The organism is Rhizobium anhuiense bv. trifolii, assembly GCF_024346605.1.
Lineage (GTDB): Bacteria > Pseudomonadota > Alphaproteobacteria > Rhizobiales > Rhizobiaceae > Rhizobium > Rhizobium anhuiense.
Genome location: NZ_CP098801.1, coordinates 525,036 through 549,331, shown reverse-complemented (window position 1 = coordinate 549,331; position 24,296 = coordinate 525,036). Strand labels below are relative to the sequence as shown.

Genomic DNA, 24,296 nt, shown 5'->3' with positions numbered 1-24,296 from the left:
GGTCACATGCCTGCTTCGGTTGGAGTTACTTCGAGGATTGAAAGGAAGTCTGAGAAGGCTGAGATGACTGCGTCACCGTCAGCGGTCGTCATTGCCGTCGAAATGCAGGCCGCAGCGCCATCGGGAAGCAGGATGCCGCAATTGAGGAAATGCTTTGAGAGCCGACCCATCAACTCGGCCTCTTCCGGTGCGAGATACGCCTCGCGAAAGTCCCTTGGCTGCCTTCCTTTCGGATGGATGCGAAACAAAGAGGCAGCTCCCGTCACGCTGAAGGCGGCACCGTGGCGTTCGATTTCCTTTCGAAGTCCGACCCGGATGCGATCTCCAAGGCTCTCCAGTGAAGCGAAAGCGTCCTCCGTCATCGCCTCCATGGCGACCCGGCCTGCGACCATCGACACGGGATTTGCCGAAAACGTGCCGCCCTGCGGCAGCAGCGGCTTACCGCTGTCGCTTGCGAACACCCGCATTACGTCCTTGCGCCCGCCGATGGCCCCGACGGGAAAACCTCCGCCGATGATTTTTCCGGCGGCGACCAGGTCAGGGTGGAGACCATAGCGGGCCGATGCCCCCGTATATGACTGCCGAAGATTGAGGACCTCATCGGCCACGATGAGAATCCCATATTGCTTCGCGATCGCCTCGACAGCCGCGAAAAAGCTCGGCTCAGGCGCTATCAACCCGGCGCGGCTCGGCATCGGATCGATCAGGATACAGGCAAGCGAAGGGGCAGCCGAAGCAATTCGGCGCTCCAGATCCGCGATGTCATTGAAGCGGATAACGGTCACCTCCTCACCTACCGAAGGCGGCATACCGCGATAGGCGGGTACGGCCGGCGACCCCAATGGGTCGTTCCATATAGTCGGCGTCACCGCCTGCCCCGTTTCCGCCCAGTCATAGGCGCCATGATAGGCGCCTTCGATCCGTGCAATGCCTGGCCGGCAGGTGAAGGCGCGAGCGGCCTTTATCGCAAACATCACTGCCTCGGTCCCGCTGTTGACGAAGCGAATATGTTCGATCGCTGGAATGCGCTCGATCAACAGCTCAGCCAGAGTGATCTCGTGCTCAGTCGGGTTAGAGAAACACGTTCCGCGATGAAGCAGATCTGCAACCGCGTCGGCAACTGGAAGAAAGCCATGGCCGTGTATCAGCGTCGTGAAATTGTTATTCAGGTCGAGAAGGCGATTGCCGTCGACATCGAAGAGATAGGCGCCTTCCCCGCGTGAAATGTATAGCGGGCTAGGCTCATGATTGACCGTGACCCGCGTGATTCCGGTCGGAAATACGCGACGACCCCGTTTGAAGAAATGTTCGGACCTCGACCGGGAAAATCCCCGGCCGTCGCGCAAGATATAAGGGTGAAACATTCGATCTTCTCCGGCAAATGGGTCACGGTGCGACCCTTCATAATTTTGTTATCACAAAAATCATGAACCCGAAGAAGTTGCAACAAAAAAATCCGGCCGCAATGCTATTCTCGCTTGAGACGCTCCTGCGCTGCTTTCTTGAGGCGACGATAGCCGTCTCGAATGTCGTTTTCCATTGCGGCTCGGACGGCGGAGGGATCTTTATCCACCAGAGCCTCAATCGCGGCCAGATGGTTGTGGACACCGTATTTTGCTTCCGCAAACTCGGGATAGAGGTCGTGGAACGCGGCACCCACCCTTAACCATAGGGCGTCGATGGTCGAAAGAAGGTGCGGCATCCCACACAGTCGATAGATCGTAAAGTGGAATTCCTTATTGTCGTGAAGAGCGTCCGAATAACGCTTTTCGTCGAGCGACAGCGTGATTTTCTCTTGAAGTGCCAATAGCTTATCGACGACATCATTCGTCGCGCAAAGCGTGCCTCTTTCTGTCGCCAATCCCTCAAGCGCAAGCCGCATCTGCGTGACTTCATAAAGTGCCGCAAGATCGAGATGTGGAACGATGACCGTTTTTGGACCTACCATGACCAGCGCACCCTCAAAAACCAGACGGTTGATTGCCTCGCGCGCTGGCGTGGCACCAACCTTCAGCATTTCAGCAACCGAACGGATCGGCAACTTGTGACCGGGCTTGTAAACACCCCGCGTAAGTTGCTCTTTGATGGATGAATAGGCGAAGTCGCTGAGGCGCCCAGAGTGCAATTCCGACGCCGACGATTCCTCTTCAGTTGTATTATCGTTCAAAATTAACTCCCCACGAGTTGACATTTTCACATTTTTGTTGCAACAAAAATGCATCACGCAAAAATTGATCACGTAATGTGACAGCATAACGGGATCGCGAATATTAGCAACGCCTTGGCCCCGGCGGCCATGCCTGAATAGCTCCGGTCTTGCCGGCACGACGCACACAGCACCTGGCGCCGCGCGGGCGGAGCCGAGGGGTTCCATGCATCTCAAAGCACACAAAAGGAGATATCATTTTGATTGGCGCGCCTGTTTTTATCGATCGCATAGGCAAGGCCTACGGCAGCCAGACTGCCGTAGGCGAAGTGACCTTGGACATTTCGGCAGGCGAATTCTTGTCGATCCTTGGTCCATCCGGATCGGGCAAGACGACGCTTCTGACAATGATCGCCGGTTTCGAAAGCCCTTCTGCCGGACGCATCATCATTGGCGGTCGAGATGTCACCGCCGTATCGCCCGACCGCCGCAATATCGGGATGGTCTTCCAGCGTTATGCCTTGTTCCCACATCTGACCGTCGCCGAAAACATCGGCTTTCCCTTGCGGATGCGAGGCATCCGCAAGGACCTCAGGGCAGAACGCGTTGGCCGGGCGCTCGAACTCGTTCAACTCCCGGACTACGCCAAGCGCTATCCCCACGAACTTTCCGGCGGCCAGCAGCAGCGGGTGGCGGTCGCGCGAGCAATCGTGTTCGAACCGCCTGTTCTTTTGATGGACGAGCCACTCGGGGCACTGGACAAGAAGCTGCGCGAATCCATGCAGATCGAGATCAAGCAGCTTCAGAGGCGCCTCGGTGCAACGGTCATCTACGTGACGCACGATCAGGAGGAGGCCTTGACGATGTCCGACCGGATCGCTGTCATGGCAAAGGGGCATCTCGCGCAGCTCGGAACCCCGACGGATCTCTACTGTAATCCGCAGAGTGCCTTTGTAGCCGACTTCATCGGCAAGATGAACTTCCTGACGGGAGAATTCCTGGGCGGGACCGCTGGCCGCCAGACGATCAGACTGGGTGACGACGTGGTTATTGATACGCCCGGTGCAGCCCATGGTTTCGAGGGTTCGGCAAAAATAGGTGATCGCGTTCGGCTCGCGCTGCGGCCTGAGCGCCTTGGCCTTGCAGCGCGTGGCGCAGGGGGACAGAACGCCCTCCCCGGCCGGATCGAAACGTCGGTCTTTGCAGGCTCCTTCGACCTTCATCTCGTTCGCTCCGATTTCGGAAGCGGAGAGCTCATTCAGGTGCAGATCCCTGCTGACGGAAAGCGGGTGCCCTTTGCAATGGGGGCACTCGTGGATGTCATCGCCGAACGCGACGGCCTACGGCTCTTTACGGCTGCGGAGGCATGAAATGACCATGACAGTCGATAATTTGCCTGTTGCACCAACCCGTCCAGCAAGCTGGATTTTCTCACGCTCGGCGCGCCAGTATTCGCACGCGCTGACGCTCTTGCTTATTGTGCCGTTGATGCTCTTACTGGCCGGAGGCTTCATCTATCCAATTGGGCGGCTCGTCTCTTTGAGCCTAATGGCGCCGGGATTCACGCTGGAGCATTACGAGCGGATCGTGACCGAGCCACTCTACATGGAAGTCCTGCTTCGCACGTTGCAGACGGGTGCAATCGTAACAGTGGCGAGCTTGCTGCTTGGATATCCGGTTGCCTTTCTCATGTCCCGCGCCAAAGGCAAGACGGCGGTGATCGTATCGGCGGCGGTCTTCGTGCCGCTATGGACCTCAGTGCTGGTGCGATCCTACGCCTGGATCGTGCTGCTGCAGAGAAACGGCATCGTAAACGGTCTGCTGATCGAGAGCGGCCTCATTAACAGCCCGTTGAAGCTTATTTACACCGAAGGCGCAGTGATCCTTGCGATGACGCATGTCCTGATGCCCTTCATGATACTGCCGATCTACAACGCTCTTCGCACTATTCCTGCAGAGTACCCCCAAGCCGCCCGCAATCTCGGCGCCGGCCCGATCGGCGCGTTCATGCGCGTGACCTTGCCGCTCAGCTTGCCCGGAATCTTTGCCGGGTGCGTCATGTGCTTCATCCTGGCGATCGGCTTTTACATCACACCGGCACTCGTCGGTGGGCCTGGAGCATTGATGATGGCAACGCTGATCGGTCAGCAAACCACCGTCCTGCTCGACTGGCCATTTGCCGCAGCGCTCGCGACCGTCCTTCTGACCACGACGCTGGTCTTCGTCCTTGTGTTCCGCAAGGCGCTTTCCCTCAGCAAAGGGATGAACAGTGTCAACTGAACCCGTAGCCATCGCCCCATTCGCCGGCTCTCCCGTCAAAAGCACCCATCGACCTTACGGCAAAGCAGCCTTGCAGCTCCTCGTCGGCCTCTTGATCGGAGCAATCCTGTTCTTCCTGGTTCTGCCGACGCTGCTCGTCATCCCGATTTCGCTGAATGACAGCAGCTATATCGAGCTTCCGCCGAAGGGCCTAACGCTTCGCTGGTATGCCGAATTTCTATCCGATCCGGACTGGCGGGCAGCAACGATGTTCAGTCTGCAGATCGCGCTGGCGACGACGGTCGCTTCGACGGTTGTCGGAACGTTGGCTGCCATCGGGCTCGTTCGAGGCAATCTGCCGGGCAAGACCTTTCTGCAAGCGTTATCGCTGGGGCCAATGATCGTTCCCCATGTTGTCTTTGGCGTGGCCCTCTATCTGGTTTTTTCCCCGCTCAGCCTGACCGGTAATTTCACTGGCTTCCTGATCGCGCACACCGTGCTTGCGGTTCCCTACGTGATCATCACCGTTTCGGCGGCACTCGAGCGCTTCGATACGTCGCTCGAGCTTGCGGCACTGAATTGCGGGGCAAGCCGGAGCCGCGCCTTTTTCAGCATTGTGCTTCCCAACATCGCGCCAGCAGTGGCTGCCGCTTCGGTTTTTGCATTTCTAGCGTCGTTCGATGAGGCAACAGTCGCCTTCTTCATTTCCGATACTGGCGGCAAAACGATCAGCCGCAAGATGTTCGAGGACATCGATTTCAACCTCACCCCGGTCATTGCTGCGGTTTCGACACTGCTCGTTGCGGTATCGCTGGCGCTCATGGCGACCGTTCATCTCCTTACCGGCCGCGGGGAGGACTAACGTGGCCCATATCAATCGAACAGAGGAACACGCGATGAATAAGCGAACCAAGATCAAGGCAATGCTTGCGGCTTGCCTTATGCTTGCCGGTGCGGGGGCGGCGCAAGCTGAGGAGCAGGTCATCATTGCGACCACGGGTGGCGCCTATGATGCGGCGCTTCGAAAATTCTGGTTCGAACCATTTACCGGAGACACCGGCATTAAGGTTGTTTCGGTCGCGGCAACGAATGCCGAGATGCGCGCGAAAGCTGCTGCTATGGTTAAGACCAGCAATGTGACCTGGGACCTTTACCCGGACGGCGAGATACAGGCGAGCGCCGAAGCGCATCGGCTGACATCTGAAGACTTGACCGACTTCTGCAAAACTTTCCAGGGCCGGCCAGACCTGGTCGAGGACGCCTGCGTCAGTGCAGGGGCCAGGCTTTTTTCAACCGCAACGCTGATGGCCTACGACCCAACTGCCTTTAAAGATGGAAATCCATCGAGCTGGGCCGATATGTGGGACGAGACAAAGTTCCCTGGTGGTCGCGCGTTTCCAAATTTCGACGATCCGTGGCGGGTCATGGCTGCCGCGCTTCTCGCCGATGGCGTCCCGCGCGATAAGCTCTTTCCGCTCGACGTCGACCGCGCCCTCAGCAAGCTCAACGAGATACGCCCGGCAATATCGCTCTGGTGGAAGACCGGCGATCAGAGCGTTCAGGGCTTTCGCAATGGCGACTACAGCATCGGGCAGATCTGGCTGACGCGCGCAAATACACTGAAGGCGGAAGGGCGCCAGATCGCTTGGTCCAAGCAAGCGTCGTTCCTCGTTGGCGATCGCTTGACGATCATCAAGGATGCGCCGAACCAAGCAAACGCGTTGAAGTTGATCGCCTACTGGCTTGATCATCCGGAAGCGCAGGCCCGTGTGTGCGACGAACTTCTTTGCACGCCACCGAGTCGCAAGGCGATCGATTTGATGTCACCGGCTGCACGCGTGGCCCTGCCGAGCGACGAGGACATCCGGGATTACATCGTCATCCCGGACGCTAAATGGATCAACGACAATGCCGCAATGATGCTCGAGCGTTGGAATACCTGGATCCGATGACGATCAGACGAACCTTCATCCCTTGAGTGCACGGTTGATGGCAGTTGCAACGTCGCGCACTTCGGAAGCCGTGTGCCCGGCGGTCGGGCATATCCGCAGCCCCGCCCTCCCCTTAGCCACTGTCGGGAAGAAAATGGCCGACGTATAACAACCAGAATCAAGCACCCTTCTGGCAGCGCCGATTGCCGCGAGCTCGTCACCGACCATGACTGTTCTGATCGGGAGTGGGGATCCTGCTTGTGCGGTCGGCACCAGTTCGTCGAAAAGAGAAACGTGTTCGGCGAGCGCCCTTTGCCGCACGCCGAGTTCCGGTGTGCGATGGAGCGACTGAGACGCGAGAGCTGCACCGATCGCGGCAACATTGATAGAGGCCGAGAAGGCGTGCGCGAGAGCAAAGCGCCGGAAGATCTCTTCCTGGAAGGCTGTTGCGAGCAACAGAATGCCGCCCGAGGCTCCGAAGCCCTTCCCGAGCGAGGCTGCGATGATCGTCCGTTCACCGAGACCTTCTGGCATTTGTGAACGGGCAAACCCCTCACCTCTTTCCCCAAAGATCGATATGCCGTGAGCATCATCGATATAAAGGAAGAGTCCGTATCGCCCCTGAAGCTCCCGCAACTCCTTGATTGGGGCACAGCCGCCCATGGAATACACACCGTCGCAAACATAAGCGACCGTCTCGTTCTGGCGGCAAATTTCCTCGAGCGCCTGAAGATCGTTGTGGCCTATGGTGCGCACCTCGCATTCTTCGGCAACGACGGGCTTGTTGAAGGCCAACGTTGCATGCGCGAGACGGTCGAATACCATGACTGGTTTTTTGCCGCCCGTCAGAACGCCGCACGCAATTAGGGGAAGCGCGCTGAGGTTGGCGGCAAGCACAGTTGTATAGGTGATCACCCTGGCGCCGAAGAGATCAGAAAGAGCATCCTCAAGGTCTCCGAGGGCTGCAAAATTGAGCCGCGTGCGGGCGCACGACCAATGCAGAGTTCCATAGCGCCGAATGGTTTCGATTGCGCCTTCGATGATTGAGGGATGATTGTCGAGCCCGAGATACGAGCAGCGGACGAAGTCGATGACGCGCTCCGATCTGCCCTCTGAAACTGGCAGTTCCACCGCTCGCCCATCGGACGGATGGACATAGAGTGCCATCAGGCCGTCAAGATGGGCCGCTGCAAAGTGGGGACTTGCGTGACTGATCAGGCCCGCGGTGTTTCTGTGGGATGTTTTCGCCGATCCGGCGCCCGAAGCTAACTCTTGCATGCTGACCTCCCAGGTGTTCCATGGGCTTCACGCTATGCGCGTGATCGTTGTTTATACAACGAAGGCGGCCACAAATTTTCGGGAAGTTCCAGTGAACATGTGAACGTAGCGAAGTCACATATATTGGGTAATCTCGATTGCATATCCCTCCTTTGGCACGGTGCGGATCACGTCGCGGCCAAGCGCCCGCCTCAATGCGCGCCGGAGCCGGCCGATGTGAACATCGACTGTCCGCGGCTCGACGAAGGCTGTTTCCGGCCAAGCAGCGGCAATCAGTTCCGCGCGACCGAGAACGCGCCCCGCGTCGCCCATAAGAGCTCTCAGCAGACGAAACTCGATCGGGCTGAGATTAATCGGCATCCCCTTTACCAAGACACGCCGGCCGCTGACGTCCAGTTTCATATCGTCAAACATCGGAACGAAACGGTCAGACGCTTCGTTTGAGGAATTGCCTATTTCACGGTGCAGGTAAGTCAGGAGACGTTCCGGAGGCATCGGCCTTGTAAAGCTCTCATCGACGTTGGCTTTCAGTATGTCGAGATAGGCGGCCTTTTCGGCAACGAGCGCGATGAGCGTGAGGCCGTCGGCAAGCCCTTTTTCCTCCAGACTCGACGCGATATCTGCCAGAATTTGTGAACCCGGCTGGCAGTCGACGATGATGGCTGCAGCCCCGCGCGCCTCAGCGGTCGCAACTGCTTCATTTGGAATATCGACGAGGACGGTCCTGTATCCGGCGCCCTTCAGGATATATGACAGCATCAAATAGTAGTCGGCATCACGCGATACGATCGCCAGAAGAGCGCTCATTGGCTCGCCTCCCTCGCTACTGCCTGTATTGCGAACTCGTTTGATACGACAAAATTCTCGCGGGACTGCTTCATATTGGGCGGCACCTCGACCCTGGCGGGCAAAACTGACTGCGAAATACACCGTGACGGCGGCTATTTTATAGCTTGCCTTTCAATTTTGTTACAACATAATGTTGAAGCTGAGAAGCACTTCGCACAGAAGCGTAGATTTGCCAGGGACGACACGTGATCGTGGCCCACGCAGTGGGATCGACGTCCGGCATAATTTGATAGCCTGTTTCCGGACGGTAACGGGGCTTTTTAATGCGCGAAATATTCGAAGGGTTCTCAGCCGGCTGCGCAGTAGCCACACCGGACTTTTGGAGTGATGTAGATTTTGGGGACATAAGTACCGCTGTCCGTTTGCTTTATGGACGGCATGCGAAAACAGCCGCCGCCTGGTGTGCAATCTGCGCCCGATCTGACGGACGCTCAGGCGATTTCAAATTTTGGGTGCGCGTCTTCGAGCATCTGGGACCAGAGGAGTTCATGGAAATTCGAAAACAAAAGCGATTGTCATAAACTTTGAACGTTATGTCGCACGCCTATTCGGTCCGTTCCGACACTATGAATCTGGCCGCCTTATAGGCCGGCCGGTTTCGCACTGATCATGCATCCCGCTCGAATTGAAATGCGATATTGCAAGACACGTAGGCACGGAGCAAACAAATGAATGTAGCCGGAGCGAAGAATTCATGATCTCCACAGTAAGCCCCATGGGGACTGGTGGAGTCCCTACCTTGCCAAATTTTGCCATCCGGGGTATTTTAGCCCGATGAGCACTATGAACATTTCGCTGCCGGAGAACCTGAAGCAGTTCGTCGACAAGCAGGTCGCAGGGCGAGGCTATGGGACCAGCAGCGAATACGTCCGCGAGTTGATCCGTCGCGACAAAGATCGCCAGCACTTGCGTGATCTTTTGCTTGAGGGTGCTTCATCCGAAACGACGGAGCCGGTTGATGCCGCCTATTTCGATAGTCTGCGAGACCGTGCCTCGCGGCAAAGCTCCAGGTGACGGGAAAGTCGATCGTTCCCCGCGAGTCGGCCCGCAGGGATGTCGAGAATGCCGTAGACTATTATGCTCGCGAGGCTGGCGCGCAAGTCGCGATAAGCTTCGTTGATGCGCTGCAGTCGACATTCGGTTTAATCGCAACGCATCCTGCATCGGGGTCGTTGCGCTACGCATATGAACTCCGTTTGCCCGATTTGCGGAGCATGACGCTGAAGGCTTTCCCATACCTCGTCTTCTATCTTGAGCACGCCGATTATGTCGACATATGGCGTATTCTGCATATGAAGCGCGACATTCCCGCGTGGCTGCAAGATCCCGAGGTGTCTGCATAGTTTGCTAGCTGTGTTAGGTAGAAGGGGCCTGCGGCTATGATCCGAACGAAGGTCGATCCACTGTGGTTTAAGCGGTGCCGCGTTTCACTGCAGTTTTTTCCCGATCGCGAGGCGCCATCACTGCGCCGCTTCTGCGCGTCCCGCCACAAGCCTGCATATGACGGTCGCCACGTTGCTCAACGCAGCGACCCAATTGAGGATTCCAAACCACGAATTCTGGAAGCGGAAAAGGGAAAGATGGAAGGAGATCGTGGAAAAACTGGTCGAAGAGACCCCGCCGTTTGACCTCCATTTCGATGAGGTCGCAGCCTCAGAAGCCGCTTTCTTCGTAAAGGCCCAGCAGCCGCTGGAATTGTGCGACCTTCGGTCCGCCATTTCAGATGCTATCCACTTCGAACATTGGCGTCCAACTCCGCCCCAGATTGCTCACATGACATTGTTCAGGTTTTCTGCGGTAGAATGGCTATCAGCGGTCGACTTTGACGCGGGGATCTTGCCCGTAAAAGTCAGCGTTAGATCCCTTCAATTGTTGGAAGGGCGGGTTTATCCGAGCGTCGACATCAATATCCTCAGCGAGCCGTTACTACATGGCGAGAGCCCGCGATAACGCACCTATTTCACGCGTATCGTAGATCTGCTCGACGCCACCCCCATCCGCTCCCCGGCCCGGCCGAATCCTTGCCTTCTTCGATGGACTTCAAAGATCGACGCCGCGGCCGCGGCTGACAGCCCGCTGGCGCCGTTCCGACATGATCTTCTCGCTGCTCTCCCTGCGAACGGTCTGCTGCAGGACCTTCAGCCTGTCCTGCATCGCCTCGAAGGCGCGGCGCTGCGCTGGCGGGATGCGGTTGATGAGATCCCTCTCTCCTCGGACGATGGCATTGCGGCCGAAGCGCTCGTCGAGCGCCGCGCTGACTGCGGCGAACTCCCGGCGAATGCTGGGATCAAGAACAGCAGACGATGCATTCCGCTTGCGGCCGTCGTTCTTCGCCTCGGCAGTCAGCCACATGAGCGCTTCTTCCGCCGCCTTCGACAGGCCGGGAATGGCAACCGCCATGCGCCGCCGCTCTTCGGCGATCGCCTGGCGCTCGGCATCAAGGGCGCCGGCATAGGCCGCACCGAGCGATCGTAGCCAAGCGGCGGCTTCGGGCACGGCCTGCGCAGCGTCTCTGCGCTCCCGGCCGGCGGCCAGCATCCGATCCATCAGGCGATCGGAGCCACGCAGCGCACCATAGGCGGCCGGGTCATTGGTCACTGCAGCAGAGATGCGGTCGGCGGCAAAACCTTTGACAAGCAGCTCTTCGATCTTCTCGACAGCGCCAGCCGGATCGCGCCAGATCGTTCGGGAGGTCTCGGCAAGCGCTGCTCGCTGCTGGCGATAGAGAGGGCCGGCCAGAGCACGCGATCTCGCCTCTTCCTCGATCGGAGTCTTGAACTCGGTGACGGCGGCAAGCATGGGGATATTCTCCTTCTGCGGATCGGCACTGGCGCTGGCGACGATCTTCGAACGATCCCGCCGTTCGGCGAGATGCTGCTCCTCGGCAAAACGCTTCACGGCCTCGAACAGCCGGGTCAGCTTCTCGCCCCTGGTGCCTGTGAAGTCTTCCGGCATACGCTCGACGATGTTGCGTTCGGCAACCGTATCGGCCTTGGATGTGAAGGCGCTCCAACCGAAGCGGGCGCTGAGCGCCTCGCTGACGGCCTTGATCTCCTGCACAACGGCCCGGTCTTCGGCGGCGATTGCAAAGGCCGTCTTGTAGGCATCGTCCCCTCCCTGCTTGCGCACCGCCTCGATCTCGACGAGACGTGCCACCGCCTTTCTGGAGAGCGCTGGGATCGACAATGACATATGCGCGCGGCGCTGGTGCTCGCGGCTTTCGAACTGCTCGGCGTTTCTGCGGAACTCTGTGGCGTGGGCGCGGGCGAGCGGCAGCAGTTCCGTCAATGCCGCGGTCGCAATGCTGCGCTCGTCACGTGCGGCGCGACCGTCTATCATAAGGTCGGAACCACGCAGGCGGCCGATCCGATCCGGTGCAATAGCAAGATCGTCGGCGAGCCTGCGGGGTTCGTTGCTCGTATCCGATGCCAGGGCGTTCAGGGCGACCAGTGCCGCCTCCGGCTCACGATAGATCTTCTCCAGCAGCGGCCGCAGGATTGCTTCCCGCTCCTTCCAGGCCGGCGAGGAAAGCTGCGCCCACCGCGCTTCCTCCTCCACGCTTCTGGCAAAAACAGTGGCGGGCGGCATCAGATATCGGCCGCCGCCAACATCTGTCTCCGAGACGGTGTGTGTCTCAGTGCGCTCCTCATTGTACGAGACACGTCGTTCCCGCTCGATCGCAAATCCCAGCGCAACGCTCGCCCTTTCCCAGAGCTTTGCCACCTGCCGGCGCTTATCGGCAATCCACGCGAGCCGGCGCGAGACGTCCTCCTCCATCCCGGCTGCGACGAGAGAGAGATGATCGAGGCCGCGGCGGCGGGCAAAATCGTCGGCATGTGCCCGGTACCCAGCCTCGCTTTCGAAATCGAGCGTCGTCGTCTTGGCGCCGGAGCGCGACAGGCGTTCAACGAGTTGTTTGAACAGTTCCGGCCGATGGCTTTCCTGCTCGATACGCTCCCGGCGCGCTTCGGCGGTTTCGACCCGTTTGGCTGTCCAGATATTGCGATCGACTTGTCTTTCCTCGAAGTGCTTCTGCCCGGTCTGCTCGTCGACGATGGGAACCTGGACTTTGACCCGCTCCACCCCGTCCTTGCGCAGGGCCACCGTGTCGCCCTCTAAGACACCGGCATCCTCCAACGCCTTCGGCAGGCTCACGCCCCAAAGACGATGGACGGCTCCGTCATCCGTCTTCACATCGGCATAGGGGCTATCGTCGGCATCCTCGTCATTCGGCCGGAACTTGGCTTGTCCGGTTTCCACGAGTTCGCCGGTGACACCGGCAGCATGATCGGCACGCAGCTTGCGGCCCCATTCGGGCTTTGCTTCAAAATCTTCCTTCGCGGCATAGAGATCGGCACGATGGCGATGCCGGGTCATCGACACATAGGTCAGATGCTGGTCCATCATGCCGGTGGCAAGAACGAAGGTCCGGTCGACGGTCGAGCCTTGAGATTTGTGGATGGTCGCAGCGTAGCCGTGATCGACATTGCGATAACTGTTCTCGCTGATGACGACGTCGCGGCCATTGTCGAGACGCACCGAAAGCAAGACCTCGCCCCGCTTTTCGCCGGTGGATACGACCGTCCCGAGCATGCCGTTCTTGACGTATTGCGGACCGAGACGCATTGCGCGCGCTTCGACGAAGCGGGCATTTGCCAGAAAGATGATGCGGTCGCCGGTGGCGAATTCCCGCGCGCCGCGTTCGGTCTGGAATGCGCGGCTCTCACCCAGCGCCCCCTCGCCCGCCATCACAGATCGCAGTTCCTCGTTCAGACGTTTGACGTCCTGATTGGTGTGGGCGAGCACGAGAAGCTCATCACCGCGAAGACGGCCATCATTGCCGGCAGCTGTTGAGTCCTGGACCGCCTGTTTGCGCGCCGCCGTCCAGTCGCTGACAATGCGGCCGATGACGTCGTCCCGCGTCTCTGCCTCGACCAGATGACCCTGCTGCGCATAGGCATCAAGACCTTTTCCGATCTCGCCACGTGCAAACAGCCGCGACGCCTCGCGCGCCCATTGCTGGCGCTGGCGGCGCACGCCGCCAAGTTCGGCAAAACCGATCCGCTCGGTAATCGCCCGGAACGCCGCCCCCGCCTGGATCGGCTGCAATTGCATCGCATCGCCGACCAGCACGAGTTTCGCTCCCGCTTCCTCGACGAGCTTCAGCACGCGGGCCATCTGCTGCGACGACACCATGCCGGCCTCGTCGACAACCACCACATGGCCGCGGTGAAGCGTCTCCTGTCCATTAGCCCAGGCCAGTTCCCAGGCGGCGAGTGTTCGCGATCTGATGCCGGAGCTGTCTTCCAGACCCTCGGCGGCTTTGCCCGCAAGGGCCGCACCAATGACCTGGCGGCCTTGGCTTTCCCAGGCGAGACGGGCCGCGGCAAGCAGGGTCGACTTACCGGCGCCGGCAAGACCGACCACGGCGGCAATGCCATTGTCCCGCGTGACATGATGGACGGCGTCCACCTGCTCCGGGTCGAGCCGGAAGGTCTTTTCCGGGTCTTGAGTTTCGACGTTTCTGATCGCAGCGGCGACCGCCCGGTCGGAAACGGCAAAACCGCGACATTCCACCAGAACCTGCGCCGACTGCGCCATGTCATATTCGATGCGAAGGATCTCGCGCGTGGTGAAAACGGCGGGTTCGCTCGCCTTGCCCGTTTCGACGTCGACCTGCTGCGGCTTCAGCAGGACCAGATCGTCCGACGCCATCAGCCGCGCCCGGATATTGGCGAAGTCTGCGGGATCGTCGACATAGCGATGCAGCGCCTTGGCGATATCGCGCTCGTCGAAGGTGGAGCGCTCATTGCTCAACTGCTTCAGCAGAAGCTCCGGCTCGGCGAGCAGCCGGTCGGCCATCTCCTGGCGACGGGCAAGATCGGCCGGTGCAAAATACATCTCGGCACCCCCGCGGGAGAGTGCTGCCTTCTCGGGGCCCAGATGTCTTTGTGCGATGCCATCGAGGCCCTGCTCGGCATAAGAGCGGCCGTCAAGACGGATGTCATGGCCGGCGAGCGCCAGATGCCGGCTGGCCGTCTCCGCCCAGGCGATCTTCCACGCCTGCAAGGTTTCCTTATCGCCGCCCCAGGACTTATACACAATCCGACCCGTTAGCCGTCCAGGCGTGACAAATCGCAATGGCTCTCCATTTTCTCCCAAAATCGGAGCATGTTTTGCCCCGAAGCCCTCCTCCGTCAGCGGTCTCACGGGCGTCAGCAGATGGATATGCGGATTGCCGTCTTTATCGTGGTAGACCCAGTCGGCGACCATTCCCGCTCTTGTGAAATTATCCCGCACGAATTCGCGCACCAGCGCGATGTTCTCGGCCCGCGTCAGTTCCTCCGGCAACGCAATGATCAGCTCGCGCGCCAGCTGCGCGTCCGCCCGTTTTTCGAAAGCATCAACCACATTCCACAGCACTTCGCTGGCACCGGCAACCGAGCGCCCCTCGATTGCTGACCGTAACCAGGCCGGGGTTTGGTCCGGTAGCGCCAGTTCCTCGTGCACCAGTTCGGACGCCCCGCCCCGATAGCTGAACGACGTGCCGGCCTGCTCGTCCATCATCCGGGCGCGATGGCGATAGGCCGCGGCCGAGACGATGCTTCGCCCCGCCCCTCTGCTGATCACCTGCGCTCTGACGAACATGATCGCCACTGCCGTCTCCTGATCCCGGGCGCGTCGCGACAGCGACGTATATTGCGCCCTCAAACCGATCGGACCGAAGGGCCGATGCCGCCTTTCCCGGAAGACGGCATCGGCCGAAATTCCAGCTGCGACGTTTTGGGGTTGGTGCAAAATAGCCTATTTAACTATCTTAGACTAGTTAGTATAATCGCTGAGGCTGGTTCCAGGAGGGAAGATTCCTCAATGGCCATAAAATCATCGATTTCTGATCTCGATGCACAGATGGAGAAGCTGCGAGAACGTCGGCGGGTTTTGACAGTTAAATCGGCAGAGCGGTTTGCCCGCGCTGCGACGAAATCCGGGCTGGCGGAAATGGAAATTGCAGACGAGGAGGTCGAGCGGATCTTCGAAGAGATCGCCGCTCGATTTCGCAAAGAGGAGAAGAAAGGGGGCCGGCGGCCCGCCTCCTCAAGCGCGTCGACCAACAGCTGGTGGCCTTGGACCGGCGCCGGAGGTTTCACATGACGGCTGAGAGGAAGGAAGAAGCGCGCGAGAAATTCCTGCTCGGCGGCATCGTCGTCAAAGCCGGCCTGTCGAAGGCAGACCGGGCGTTTCTGCTCGGCGGACTCCTCGAGCTGGCGACAGTGATTCCGGGATCGTCCGAACATCGGTGGCTACGCCATATCGGTGAAGAGGCGTTCAAGGCCCCTTCGCTCGATTCTTCTTCACCGCGCGTCGAGGAGAACGCCGGATGGCGCTGAAGGGTCGACTGCATGCAAGCCTGCTGCTGGTCTTCGTGCCGATCGCCGTGACAGCGATCACCGTCTACATCACCGCCTGGCGATGGCCGGCGCTGGCGCACAGCCTATCTGGTAAAACTGAATACTGGTTTTTCCGCGCAACGCCTGTGCCAACGCTTCTGTTCGGGCCGCTTGCTGGTCTTCTGACCGTCTGGGCGTTGCCGCTGCATCGTCGGCGGCCGATCGCGATAGTCAGCCTCCTGTGCTTGCTCGTTGTCGCCGGATTTTACGCCTTGCGCGAATATGGCCGTCTCGCTCCGTCGGTGGAGAGTGGCGTCGTCACATGGGACCATGCGCTTTCCTACCTGGATTTCATTGCCGTCATCGGCGCGCTGGCGGGCTTTATGGCCGTGGCGGTCGCTGCTCGGATCTCCGTCGTCGTGCCCGAGGCAATCAAACGGGCGAAGGGCGGAACCTTCGGCGATGCCGATTGGCTTTCGATGTCGGCGGCAGCAAGGCTCTTTCCGTGCGATGGCGAGATCGTCGTCGGCGAGTGTTACCGCGTCGACAAGGAAGCCGTTCACCAAGTGCCTTTCGATCCGAAGGATCGCAGCACGTGGGGGCAGGGCGGCCAGGCGCCACTGCTCGCCTACAGCCAGGACTTCGATTCCACGCATATGCTCTTCTTCGCCGGATCAGGCGGATACAAGACGACCAGCAATGTCCTGCCGACGGCACTGCGGTATACCGGACCGCTGATCTGCCTCGATCCCTCGACCGAGGTCGCGCCGATGGTGGTCGACCATCGCACGCGCATGCTCGGGCGCGAGGTCATGGTGCTCGATCCCACAAATCCGATCATGGGCTTCAACGCCCTCGACGGCATCGAGCACTCGAAGCAGAAAGAGGAGGATATCGTTGGCATCGCCCACATGCTGCTCTCAGAAAGCCTGCGTTTTGAATCCTCGACGGGCTCCTATTTCCAGAACCAGGCGCACAATCTCCTAACCGGATTGCTTGCCCATGTCATGTTGTCGCCGGAATATGCCGGCCGGCGGAACCTGCGCAGCCTGCGCCAGATCGTGTCCGAGCCGGAACCCTCCGTCCTCGCCATGCTGCGCGACGTTCAGGAACACTCGGAAACTGTCTTTATTCGCGAAACGCTTGGTGTCTTCACCAACATGACCGAACAGACCTTCTCCGGTGTCTATTCGACGGCGTCGAAGGATACGCAGTGGCTCTCATTGGACAGTTACGCCGCGCTCGTCTGCGGCAATGCCTTTAGGTCGAGCGATATCGTATCGGGCAAGAAGGACGTGTTCCTCAATATCCCGGCGTCCATCCTGCGCTCGTATCCGGGCATCGGGCGCGTCATCATCGGCTCTCTGATCAACGCCATGGTCCAGGCCGATGGCGGCTTCAGTCGCCGAGCGCTCTTCATGCTCGATGAGGTCGATCTGCTCGGCTATATGCGGGTGCTGGAAGAGGCGCGCGATCGCGGTCGCAAGTATGGCATCAGCATGATGCTGCTCTACCAATCGGTCGGACAACTGGAACGGCACTTCGGGAAGGATGGCGCGACGTCATGGATCGACGGCTGCGCTTTCGCCTCCTATGCGGCTATCAAGGCTCTCGATACCGCCCGCAATGTCTCCGCTCAATGCGGGGAAATGACCGTCGAGGTGCAAGGGCGGTCGCGCAACATCGGCTGGGACACGAAAAGCGGCGGGGCGCGCAAATCCGAGAGCGTCAATTTCCAGCGCCGGCCACTGATCATGCCACACGAGATCACCCAATCGATGCGCAAGGACGAGCAGATCATCATCGTTCAAGGCCATAGCCCGATCCGCTGCGGCAGGGCGATCTATTTCCGTCGGAAGGAGATGGATGCGCAAGCAAAGGCCAATCGCTTCGTGCGGAGTTGACTTTCACAGGCAGTCCGGAGCGCTGCCGGAGTTGCCTTGGGCGGATGTCTGCGATAAGCGCCTTTGCGCGCCGTTCCCGCACGGAGACGAACATGGCCGCTGAAAATGACGAATACATCTATGACGAAGTGACTGGCGAATGGCGTCCGGCTTCGGAGATGGCAGCATCCGCCAGTGGCGTGCGGCGGTCGTTCGAGACGCAAGCGGCAATTTTCTTGCCGATGGCGACTCGGTCACCGTCATCAAGGATTTGAAGGTCAAGGGGGCCGGCCTAACGCTGAAACAGGGCACTGTCATCAGGTCGATCCGCCTTACGATAGTCCCGAGGAGATCGATTGCCGCCATGATGGAATCAAGGGCCTCGTTCTACGCACCGAGTTCGTGCGCAAACGCTAATTCGAGTTCTCAGGGGCTGCTCAGCGGAATCGGCTGACCTCCGTGGCCGACCTACGGCGACGGATGAATTCGCGCAGCAGCGGCAGGAAGAAGGCTTTGCTGAAGCGGCCGGTTGGCGGCTCAGGCTCAAGATAGAATGAATTTCCGACGATGTCGGTATTGAACTCATCGAAGATGATCCAAAGCCTGCGATCGGCATCGAGGCCGGCGCGGCGCTTTTCGATGGCCGGCACTTCCACAGCAAACCGCGACGCCTCCGGCTGCTTGGTGGTGATGGGAAAGAAGAGAACCAGATCGCCGTCCGGCCGCGGCATTCTTACGCCGACGGCGACCGGCCGCTCCTTGCGTCCTTCCGTCTCTCCACGCCCAGCTTCTCTCGCCCATAGATAGGGATAGCGTATGACGCTTGCGGTCTGGATCAGCTCGTAGTTCATCAGTGGCCTGCCTCGTCCTCGCCGGCGTAGCCATCGACGGCCTTTTCGAACTCGGTAAACAGTTCATCAGGCATCGTTTCGATGGTCCCGGCGGCGCGTCGGTCGGACTGCTTCATCAGCCGTTGGTAGTCTTCGATATTGAGGATGACCAGACGGGGTTTATTCCGCTGGGTGATGGTCACTGGATGGCGCAGGGCCTCGGCGATAATGTCACCAGACTTACGGGAGAGGTCGCTGGTTGAATAGGAACCGCTTGACTTAGACATATGGGTTTCCTTACTGCTGTATTTGTTGCAATATACAGCATTTCCAACAATGCTGCAAATTTGTTTGTTTGAGGTGTTGCGCGTCGGCTGGAAGGGAAATTGCGGCGTCCCGCCATTGCCGCTCAGCTCTAAAAGACTGAGGCCATCGCCAAATAGAGGCGGCCGTCTCTCGGCATCGTTTACCACGGGGATCAAATGGCGCGCACCGCATGAACGGGGATGCCAGTTTCCAGCGATATCCTCAATAATCGATGCCAGTGAACCGATTGGTCAACCTAACCATGTCGGAAACCGGACCTCGACCCCACCGTCATCGGCCGTCAAAGCGTTGATCCAGCTGCCGCCATTGATGCGGTATTCGTGGGTGTCGACGTCGATTTCGAGATCATCCAGCAGATTGATGGTGAGGCGCCCGAAAATCTCGCTCTCACCCTGCATCTGATATTCGGCGAATTCATCCCCTCCGGTCAGAACACTTCGTTCCAATGCCTTCATCACCGGGACCCGGGCGATTGCCGCGTCGAGCCCCTCGAGCAGCAGGTCATGAAGCACCCGCCGGAAAGCATCGTCGCATCCGTGACGCTCTGCAAGGACCATCAGCCGAAAGCCAGCGAGCTTGGTGTAGAGCATGAGGTTCTGGTCGCTTGTCATAATGTGATCTCCTTCATCTTGATGACGGAGATCGGCCACTCTGTTGCAAAGAGGGTCAAGAACCGCGGAACGCGGCTCGCAAGCGGGGGAACCGATTTTATCGCTTGTGGCAAAATTGGGAGAGACCGCGCCGTCCTTGACGCCGGATTTGCTGGAGTAAATTAGGACGTCAGAGAGAGAACAGACCAGCGGCCCCAAAGGGGTCGCGACCGTTTCCGGCGTCAGCCGGCGGGGAGTGTCGAGGGGCGAAACCCCTGATGGCCTGGCGCCTGGTCGATCCGGCCGCCCAGGGTCACGGACACGGCGATAAGCCTCCGTCAGAACGGAGGCTCGGCGTCGATACGGCCGTCCTGCTCGGCCCAGATCACCTCACGTTCGGCCAGCGCCAGTTCGAGTTCGTTCTCGATCTGGCGACGCTCGGCTGGATCGGCGTTCCGCAGCTCGGCCTGCAGCAGTGCGATGACTTCGTCGATGCAAATGGTCATTGTCGTCTCCTTGACGTTTGTGAAAGACGAGCGCCCCGGCCATGGCGGCATGGAGGGGTCAAGGATTGCGAAGCAACCGGCGGAGCCGGCGAGTGGGGGAGCCGATTTTGTCGACGTGGAGGGGACCGGAGCGGAGGCAAAATTGGGGGCACCGCTCATCCTTGAGGCCTTCATGCCGCCATGACACCCTCGGATCGACTGAGCAGACCTTCCCTCTCGTATGGCACCAGAAGAGCCGTCGACGAGTTCGATGCCCTTGACGGCTCGAATAACAACAAGACTCGCGGCAGAGACATTCCGGAAGTCGGCCTCGATCGCTCGAGGCCGACGGTCTGTCGTTCAGCTCGGATTGTTCCAGAGGATGACCTTGCGGTTGGGCTCGCCACCGGGGGCTGGAGCGACGTTGCCGAAGATCACGCCGATCTCCGGAGCCTCCAGCTTCACCGCGAGATATTCCTCGCCGGTCAGGCGGGCGATGCGGTTCCAGCCCGCGCCGATCTCGAAGCCGGTTTTGCGGTGGATGATGCGGTAGTCGGGAGCTTCCTCGCTCGCCTTGTTGGCATTCGGAACGATGGCGATCGGGGCGTTGACCCGGATGGTGGCGAAGATACCTTCGAGGGTACCGTCGCTCTTTGCGGTGAGGATTGCGATCGTGGTGGCCATGGTATTGTCTCCTTCGGTTGCTCGGGACCATTCCCGATGGCGCCCGAAGAAGGGGCCGAGCCGCAGGCGTCACCGAAGCGCAGCGCAGGGGAACCCCTTGCGGGTTGACGCTGATGGCGGCCGATCCCTTAGAAAGGTGACATGCAGAACGGGAATGGCCTCGTGCGACCGAAGGGCGAGACAAACCGTTATGGCGCTCGGTCCAGTGCTTGCGAGAAGGCAGGAGCTTGGAATAACCCGCCGCCATTCCGCACAAAGCCCTCACCGTGCTAACCGCGGCAAGCCAGAAACTCGTACCAGTTGGCCCATCATACGTCGGCGCCCGGCGGGCGGCGCGGTAATCGCATCGGCGCTACAGGTCGTACGGTAATGCCAAGTGTAGATGTTCGCTGCGAGGATCGAATACGTGATCCTTGGCGACACGCCCGGCAGCGCCGGCTCATGGATGGTGTTGCGCCATTAACCCGACGCTGGCGCCCGGGCCACACCGGTAGACCGGCACCGGCTTCGTCAGGCGCTCTTCGCTGCCCTTTGACCCGCCAACACATCACAAAACGGAATCCATCGGATGCAACGGATTCAAAACTCTCGTTGGACATGGCCGGCCCCAGCAGGAATGATTCCCGACATGAACCGAATGTCGTTCCAACTGCATTTCCAGCGCATTGATGCAAGCCGAAATATGGCGCGCTATTACATGCTTGCGATCCAGCCGACCTTGTTCGGCGAAACCGCGGTCGTGCGTAACTGGGGACGGATCGGCAGGCGTGGCGGTGAAAGGACCGACATGTTCGGGACCGAACAGGAAGCTGTCGCGCATTTTCTCGACCTCGCACGCCGGAAACATCGAAAGGGCTATAGACCGAGCGAAGCTGCGATGCCGTCGAACTGATCGCTCACCGCGCTGGTCCAGCAACAACATACTTCCTAATTTGCGCTAGTATAATGGTCGAAGTCCGTGGTACTTTTGCCCGTGGTTTGGTAAGCCGGTCCGGCGAGATGATCATGGGAGCGCTGTGAGACAATTTTTAATCGGCGACCAGACATTCGACGAAGACGCTCCCGAGCTTCAGGCCCGGCTCGAACGTGCTTACGCGCAGAAGCTGCGGCCACTGTGCCGGTGCAAGAACCCGCCGCTTCCCATGTACATCGCACGCGTCGACGACCTCTATTTCATCAAGCGCATGCCGCTTTCGGGGCCTGGCCATGACCCCGCATGTTCGTCCTACCAACCGCCTTACGAATTATCAGGCTTAGGATCCTTGATCGGCAACGCGATCCACATCGACGCGAGTGGGAAGGCAGCCCTAAAGCTCGAATTTGCCCTGACCAAGAAAGGCACTCGCGGCGCACCCGCGTCTTCTTCCGAGGCATCCGAGTCGGCTCTGCGCAATGAGACAAAGAAGCTCTCGTTGCGCGCCGTCCTGCACTATCTCTGGGAGGCGGGAGAGTTGACGGAATGGCGCTCGTCGTGGTCCGGAAAACGCGGCTGGGGCCGGGTTCGGACAAGCCTCATAAATGCCGCCTCACAGATGACCGCTCGCGGCGAACCGTTGAGTGACATTCTGTTCGTACCGGAAGTGTTTCATCAGGAGGACCGCGAGGGAATAGCTTCTCGCCGGGCAAACGCGCTAGCAAATGCTCTTGACGCCGGTCATGGCCCCCGGAAGCTTATGGTAACCGTGGCTGAGGTTAAGGATTTCGCGGTTGCCCGCAGCGGCCAGAAAATCTTCGTTCGCCACCTCCCTTTTCCTTTCATGATCCAGGGCGGGACATGGAGGCGATTGAGCGCCAGATACGAGACGGAACTCGAGCTCTGGCGGTCGAGCGAAGACTTCCATCTGATCATGATCGCCACCTTCGGGATATCCGCCGCGGGGATCGCTTCAATCGAGGAGATCGCCATGATGGTGGTCAACGAGAACTGGATCCCGTTCGAGAGCATCCATGAGCAACATCTCCTGGAACGTCTTTCAAGGCTGAAGCGAAAGAGCGTGAAAGGCCTGCGCTTCAATCTCTCGCGTGAACAACCGGTGGTCTCGATCACCTTGCCGGAACAACGCCCCGCGCCCGTCGCGATGTTCATCGTCCCGATAAGCGCCGGCAAAGACTACGAACTCGCCCTGAATGAGATGATTGCCGCGAGACCGGAGATGACGCCATGGATCTGGCGCATCGCCGAGGGAGAAATGCCGCCACTGCCGTGATCGCCGGCAAGTACTGCGTCGGCGCGCGTATGCTGGCGAATAGTAGGAGGAACAGTTCCACATGGGCTCCGTCCCGTCTGGATGATGCGGCTCTCCCTTTTCCGCATAGCTGCACTGCATAATAAATATTTTACCAGCCGGTCAAAATATGTGCATATTGCCTTCAGTTGATGCAGCTGATGGTTTTCCTCCCAGTGCCATCGCATCAGCTGTTCCCCTCTGGAGGTTCATTGACCTTCACACCTTAAAGGGCCCTGGTTTTCCAGTGGCCCTATTTTTCTGCGTCAGCAGCGAAGCATGAGGGAAGTTTTCTTTCGCGGCAGCCTGTCTTGCCGCACTTGCCCTCTTCGACTGAGGCAAAGAGGAGATCACCTATACCGTGGCCCGTCCCCGGACCTAGTCCTGGTTGGCGACCACCGGCAGGCTGCTTTCGTTTGAAAGACGAGTTTCAGCCTGCCGGGCGGCAGAGACGAGGCGACGCCTTGCGCGGATCGCGTGCCATTGTTGGTCGATCAGGACGCCGATGAGGATCACGCCACCCATGACAGCGAAATTCAACGACGAAGGGATGCCAAGGAGATTCACGAGATTCTGCAACTCCTGGAGCAGGACCGTTCCCAGCACGACGCCGACGATCGATCCCTCGCCACCGCGGAGCGAAAAGCCGCCGAGTACGGCAGCGGCAATCGCGTAGAGTTCATAGAACTGGCCGTGGCTCGCCGGCGAGATCGAGCGCGTGTACATGGCGAAGTAAATCGCCGAAAGCGCCGTCAGCAGTCCGCAAATGACATAGGCCGACATGACCATACGGCCGGTGCGTATACCGGAATAGCGGGCCGCCTCCTCGTTCTTGCCGATCGCGTAAAGATAGCGCCCAAAGACGGAGCGATGGAGCACAACCCACATGGCCACGGCAATGATGACGAGCGCGATGAAAGTGTTGGGAACGCCATAAAACCGCCCAGCGGTCAGGAATTCGAGCTCGGGGAAATTTTGGCCAAAAGCAAAACCCGCCGTTCCGTCGGCGGTATAGAAGCGCGCCGCCCCACGATAAATCAGGAGGCCGCAGAGGGTGACGACGAAGGGCTGCAGGTTGAGCCGGGTGATCAGCCAGCCGTGGACGGCACCTATGACCGCACCGAGCACGAGAATGAGCGGCAGCGCCAGCATCCATGACATATCCTGGACCGCGATGAAATCGACGAACAGCACACCGAGAAACGCGACGAGCGAGCCCACGGAAAGCTCGATACCACCTGTAATGATGACGAAGGCTTGGCCGATCGACAGGATGCCGAACAGGCCGATCAGGTTGGCCGTGTTGGCCAGGTTGATCGGCAGCAGGAAGCGCGGATTGATGATGGCGACGACGATGCCGACGACGACGATCAAAAGCAGCAGTCCGAGATCTTTTTTGATCATCCGAGATCCATCCCCGA

General features: G+C 59.4%; 24 protein-coding genes and 2 pseudogenes. 15 read left to right on the top strand and 11 right to left on the bottom strand.

Annotated features, from left to right (window positions below):
• Positions 1 to 2: 2 nt before the first annotated feature.
• Both NE851_RS02710 and NE851_RS02705 read right to left on the bottom strand, forming a co-directional pair.
• Positions 3 to 1,364: an aspartate aminotransferase family protein gene (locus tag NE851_RS02710; protein WP_029868299.1), complete on the bottom strand. Its 1,362-nt coding sequence runs from the start codon at positions 1,362 to 1,364 to the stop codon at positions 3 to 5.
• A gap of 104 nt (positions 1,365 to 1,468) precedes the next feature.
• Positions 1,469 to 2,167 (bottom strand): GntR family transcriptional regulator, encoded by a 699-nt coding sequence (locus NE851_RS02705; RefSeq protein WP_097595676.1) that lies wholly within the window; start codon positions 2,165 to 2,167, stop codon positions 1,469 to 1,471.
• Positions 2,168 to 2,406: 239 nt separating this feature from the next.
• Between NE851_RS02705 and NE851_RS02700 the strand changes: the two genes are divergently transcribed.
• The 4 genes from NE851_RS02700 to NE851_RS02685 all read left to right on the top strand — a co-directional run bounded on the left by NE851_RS02700 (position 2,407) and on the right by NE851_RS02685 (position 6,357).
• On the top strand, positions 2,407 to 3,516 hold the full coding sequence (locus NE851_RS02700) for an ABC transporter ATP-binding protein (protein ID WP_183844754.1): 1,110 nt from the start codon (positions 2,407 to 2,409) through the stop codon (positions 3,514 to 3,516).
• Position 3,517: 1 nt separating this feature from the next.
• Positions 3,518 to 4,426 carry an ABC transporter permease gene (locus NE851_RS02695; RefSeq protein ID WP_029868302.1) on the top strand — a complete coding sequence of 303 codons (909 nt, stop codon included), beginning with the start codon at positions 3,518 to 3,520 and terminating at the stop codon, positions 4,424 to 4,426.
• Between the two features lie 70 nt (positions 4,427 to 4,496).
• The gene (locus NE851_RS02690; RefSeq protein ID WP_097595598.1) at positions 4,497 to 5,267 is read left to right on the top strand and encodes an ABC transporter permease; all 771 of its coding nucleotides are present in this window, start codon (positions 4,497 to 4,499) and stop codon (positions 5,265 to 5,267) included.
• Between the two features lie 34 nt (positions 5,268 to 5,301).
• Positions 5,302 to 6,357, top strand: coding sequence for an extracellular solute-binding protein (locus tag NE851_RS02685; RefSeq protein ID WP_097595675.1), 1,056 nt, complete (start codon positions 5,302 to 5,304; stop codon positions 6,355 to 6,357).
• Between the two features lie 15 nt (positions 6,358 to 6,372).
• Here NE851_RS02685 and NE851_RS02680 read toward each other — a convergent pair whose 3' ends face one another.
• Positions 6,373 to 7,614: an 8-amino-7-oxononanoate synthase family protein gene (locus NE851_RS02680; RefSeq protein ID WP_183844753.1), complete on the bottom strand. Its 1,242-nt coding sequence runs from the start codon at positions 7,612 to 7,614 to the stop codon at positions 6,373 to 6,375.
• 114 nt (positions 7,615 to 7,728) lie between these two features.
• On the bottom strand, positions 7,729 to 8,544 hold the full coding sequence (locus NE851_RS02675) for a winged helix-turn-helix transcriptional regulator (protein ID WP_254956086.1): 816 nt from the start codon (positions 8,542 to 8,544) through the stop codon (positions 7,729 to 7,731).
• Between the two features lie 182 nt (positions 8,545 to 8,726).
• Here NE851_RS02675 and NE851_RS35480 point away from each other — a divergent pair, with 182 nt between their 5' ends.
• From NE851_RS35480 to NE851_RS02660, 4 genes are all read left to right on the top strand, one after another.
• Entirely contained in the window at positions 8,727 to 8,984 is a 258-nt protein-coding gene (locus NE851_RS35480; RefSeq protein WP_097595593.1) for a Y4oE-related protein, read from the top strand.
• A gap of 253 nt (positions 8,985 to 9,237) precedes the next feature.
• Positions 9,238 to 9,477 (top strand): type II toxin-antitoxin system ParD family antitoxin, encoded by a 240-nt coding sequence (locus NE851_RS02670; RefSeq protein ID WP_029868342.1) that lies wholly within the window; start codon positions 9,238 to 9,240, stop codon positions 9,475 to 9,477.
• Positions 9,474 to 9,806, top strand: a complete 333-nt coding sequence (locus NE851_RS02665; RefSeq protein WP_183844752.1) for a type II toxin-antitoxin system RelE/ParE family toxin — start codon at positions 9,474 to 9,476, stop codon at positions 9,804 to 9,806. Before NE851_RS02670 ends, NE851_RS02665 begins: the two co-directional genes overlap by 4 nt.
• Before the next feature lie 157 nt (positions 9,807 to 9,963).
• Positions 9,964 to 10,413 (top strand): 2'-5' RNA ligase family protein, encoded by a 450-nt coding sequence (locus tag NE851_RS02660; protein WP_245434957.1) that lies wholly within the window; start codon positions 9,964 to 9,966, stop codon positions 10,411 to 10,413.
• 90 nt (positions 10,414 to 10,503) lie between these two features.
• Here the strand turns inward: NE851_RS02660 and traA are convergent, their stop codons facing one another.
• On the bottom strand, positions 10,504 to 15,120 hold the full coding sequence (gene traA, locus NE851_RS02655; protein ID WP_254956080.1) for a Ti-type conjugative transfer relaxase TraA: 4,617 nt from the start codon (positions 15,118 to 15,120) through the stop codon (positions 10,504 to 10,506).
• 213 nt (positions 15,121 to 15,333) lie between these two features.
• Between traA and NE851_RS02650 the strand changes: the two are divergent.
• From NE851_RS02650 to NE851_RS35255, 5 genes and pseudogenes are all read left to right on the top strand, one after another.
• Positions 15,334 to 15,622, top strand: a pseudogene (locus NE851_RS02650) (TraC family protein).
• Entirely contained in the window at positions 15,612 to 15,851 is a 240-nt protein-coding gene (locus NE851_RS02645) for a conjugal transfer protein TraD (protein ID WP_097596299.1), read from the top strand. Before NE851_RS02650 ends, NE851_RS02645 begins: the two are co-directional and overlap by 11 nt.
• A complete protein-coding gene (gene traG / locus NE851_RS02640) occupies positions 15,842 to 17,755 on the top strand; it encodes a Ti-type conjugative transfer system protein TraG (protein ID WP_097596300.1) in 1,914 nt (637 codons plus the stop codon). Before NE851_RS02645 ends, traG begins: the two co-directional genes overlap by 10 nt.
• Positions 17,756 to 17,847: 92 nt before the next feature.
• Positions 17,848 to 18,009 carry a hypothetical protein gene (locus tag NE851_RS35260; protein ID WP_368411030.1) on the top strand — a complete coding sequence of 54 codons (162 nt, stop codon included), beginning with the start codon at positions 17,848 to 17,850 and terminating at the stop codon, positions 18,007 to 18,009.
• A complete protein-coding gene (locus tag NE851_RS35255) occupies positions 18,006 to 18,188 on the top strand; it encodes a PhnA domain-containing protein (protein ID WP_368411028.1) in 183 nt (60 codons plus the stop codon). The genes NE851_RS35260 and NE851_RS35255 overlap by 4 nt, the downstream gene beginning before the upstream one ends.
• Here NE851_RS35255 and NE851_RS02630 read toward each other — a convergent pair.
• The 5 genes and pseudogenes from NE851_RS02630 to NE851_RS02610 form a co-directional block, all read right to left on the bottom strand.
• The gene (locus NE851_RS02630) at positions 18,172 to 18,585 is read right to left on the bottom strand and encodes a hypothetical protein (RefSeq protein WP_097596301.1); all 414 of its coding nucleotides are present in this window, start codon (positions 18,583 to 18,585) and stop codon (positions 18,172 to 18,174) included. The two genes, NE851_RS35255 and NE851_RS02630, sit on opposite strands and share 17 nt — an antisense overlap.
• Entirely contained in the window at positions 18,585 to 18,851 is a 267-nt protein-coding gene (locus NE851_RS02625; protein ID WP_097596302.1) for a type II toxin-antitoxin system prevent-host-death family antitoxin, read from the bottom strand. The genes NE851_RS02630 and NE851_RS02625 overlap by 1 nt, the downstream gene beginning before the upstream one ends.
• Before the next feature lie 191 nt (positions 18,852 to 19,042).
• Positions 19,043 to 19,502, bottom strand: a pseudogene (locus tag NE851_RS02620) (hypothetical protein).
• Positions 19,503 to 19,819: 317 nt separating this feature from the next.
• Positions 19,820 to 19,987: a hypothetical protein gene (locus NE851_RS02615; protein ID WP_174824426.1), complete on the bottom strand. Its 168-nt coding sequence runs from the start codon at positions 19,985 to 19,987 to the stop codon at positions 19,820 to 19,822.
• Between the two features lie 339 nt (positions 19,988 to 20,326).
• Positions 20,327 to 20,650: a DUF736 domain-containing protein gene (locus tag NE851_RS02610; protein ID WP_028758523.1), complete on the bottom strand. Its 324-nt coding sequence runs from the start codon at positions 20,648 to 20,650 to the stop codon at positions 20,327 to 20,329.
• 568 nt (positions 20,651 to 21,218) lie between these two features.
• On the opposite strand from NE851_RS02610, the gene NE851_RS02605 reads away from it, so the two are divergent.
• Positions 21,219 to 21,542, top strand: coding sequence for a WGR domain-containing protein (locus tag NE851_RS02605; protein ID WP_409527186.1), 324 nt, complete (start codon positions 21,219 to 21,221; stop codon positions 21,540 to 21,542).
• Between the two features lie 124 nt (positions 21,543 to 21,666).
• Positions 21,667 to 22,857 (top strand): DUF1173 domain-containing protein, encoded by a 1,191-nt coding sequence (locus NE851_RS02600; RefSeq protein ID WP_028758524.1) that lies wholly within the window; start codon positions 21,667 to 21,669, stop codon positions 22,855 to 22,857.
• A 396-nt stretch (positions 22,858 to 23,253) separates the two neighbouring features.
• Here the strand turns inward: NE851_RS02600 and NE851_RS02595 are convergent, their stop codons facing one another.
• Positions 23,254 to 24,279, bottom strand: coding sequence for an ABC transporter permease (locus NE851_RS02595; RefSeq protein ID WP_028758525.1), 1,026 nt, complete (start codon positions 24,277 to 24,279; stop codon positions 23,254 to 23,256).
• Positions 24,280 to 24,296 lie beyond the last annotated feature (17 nt).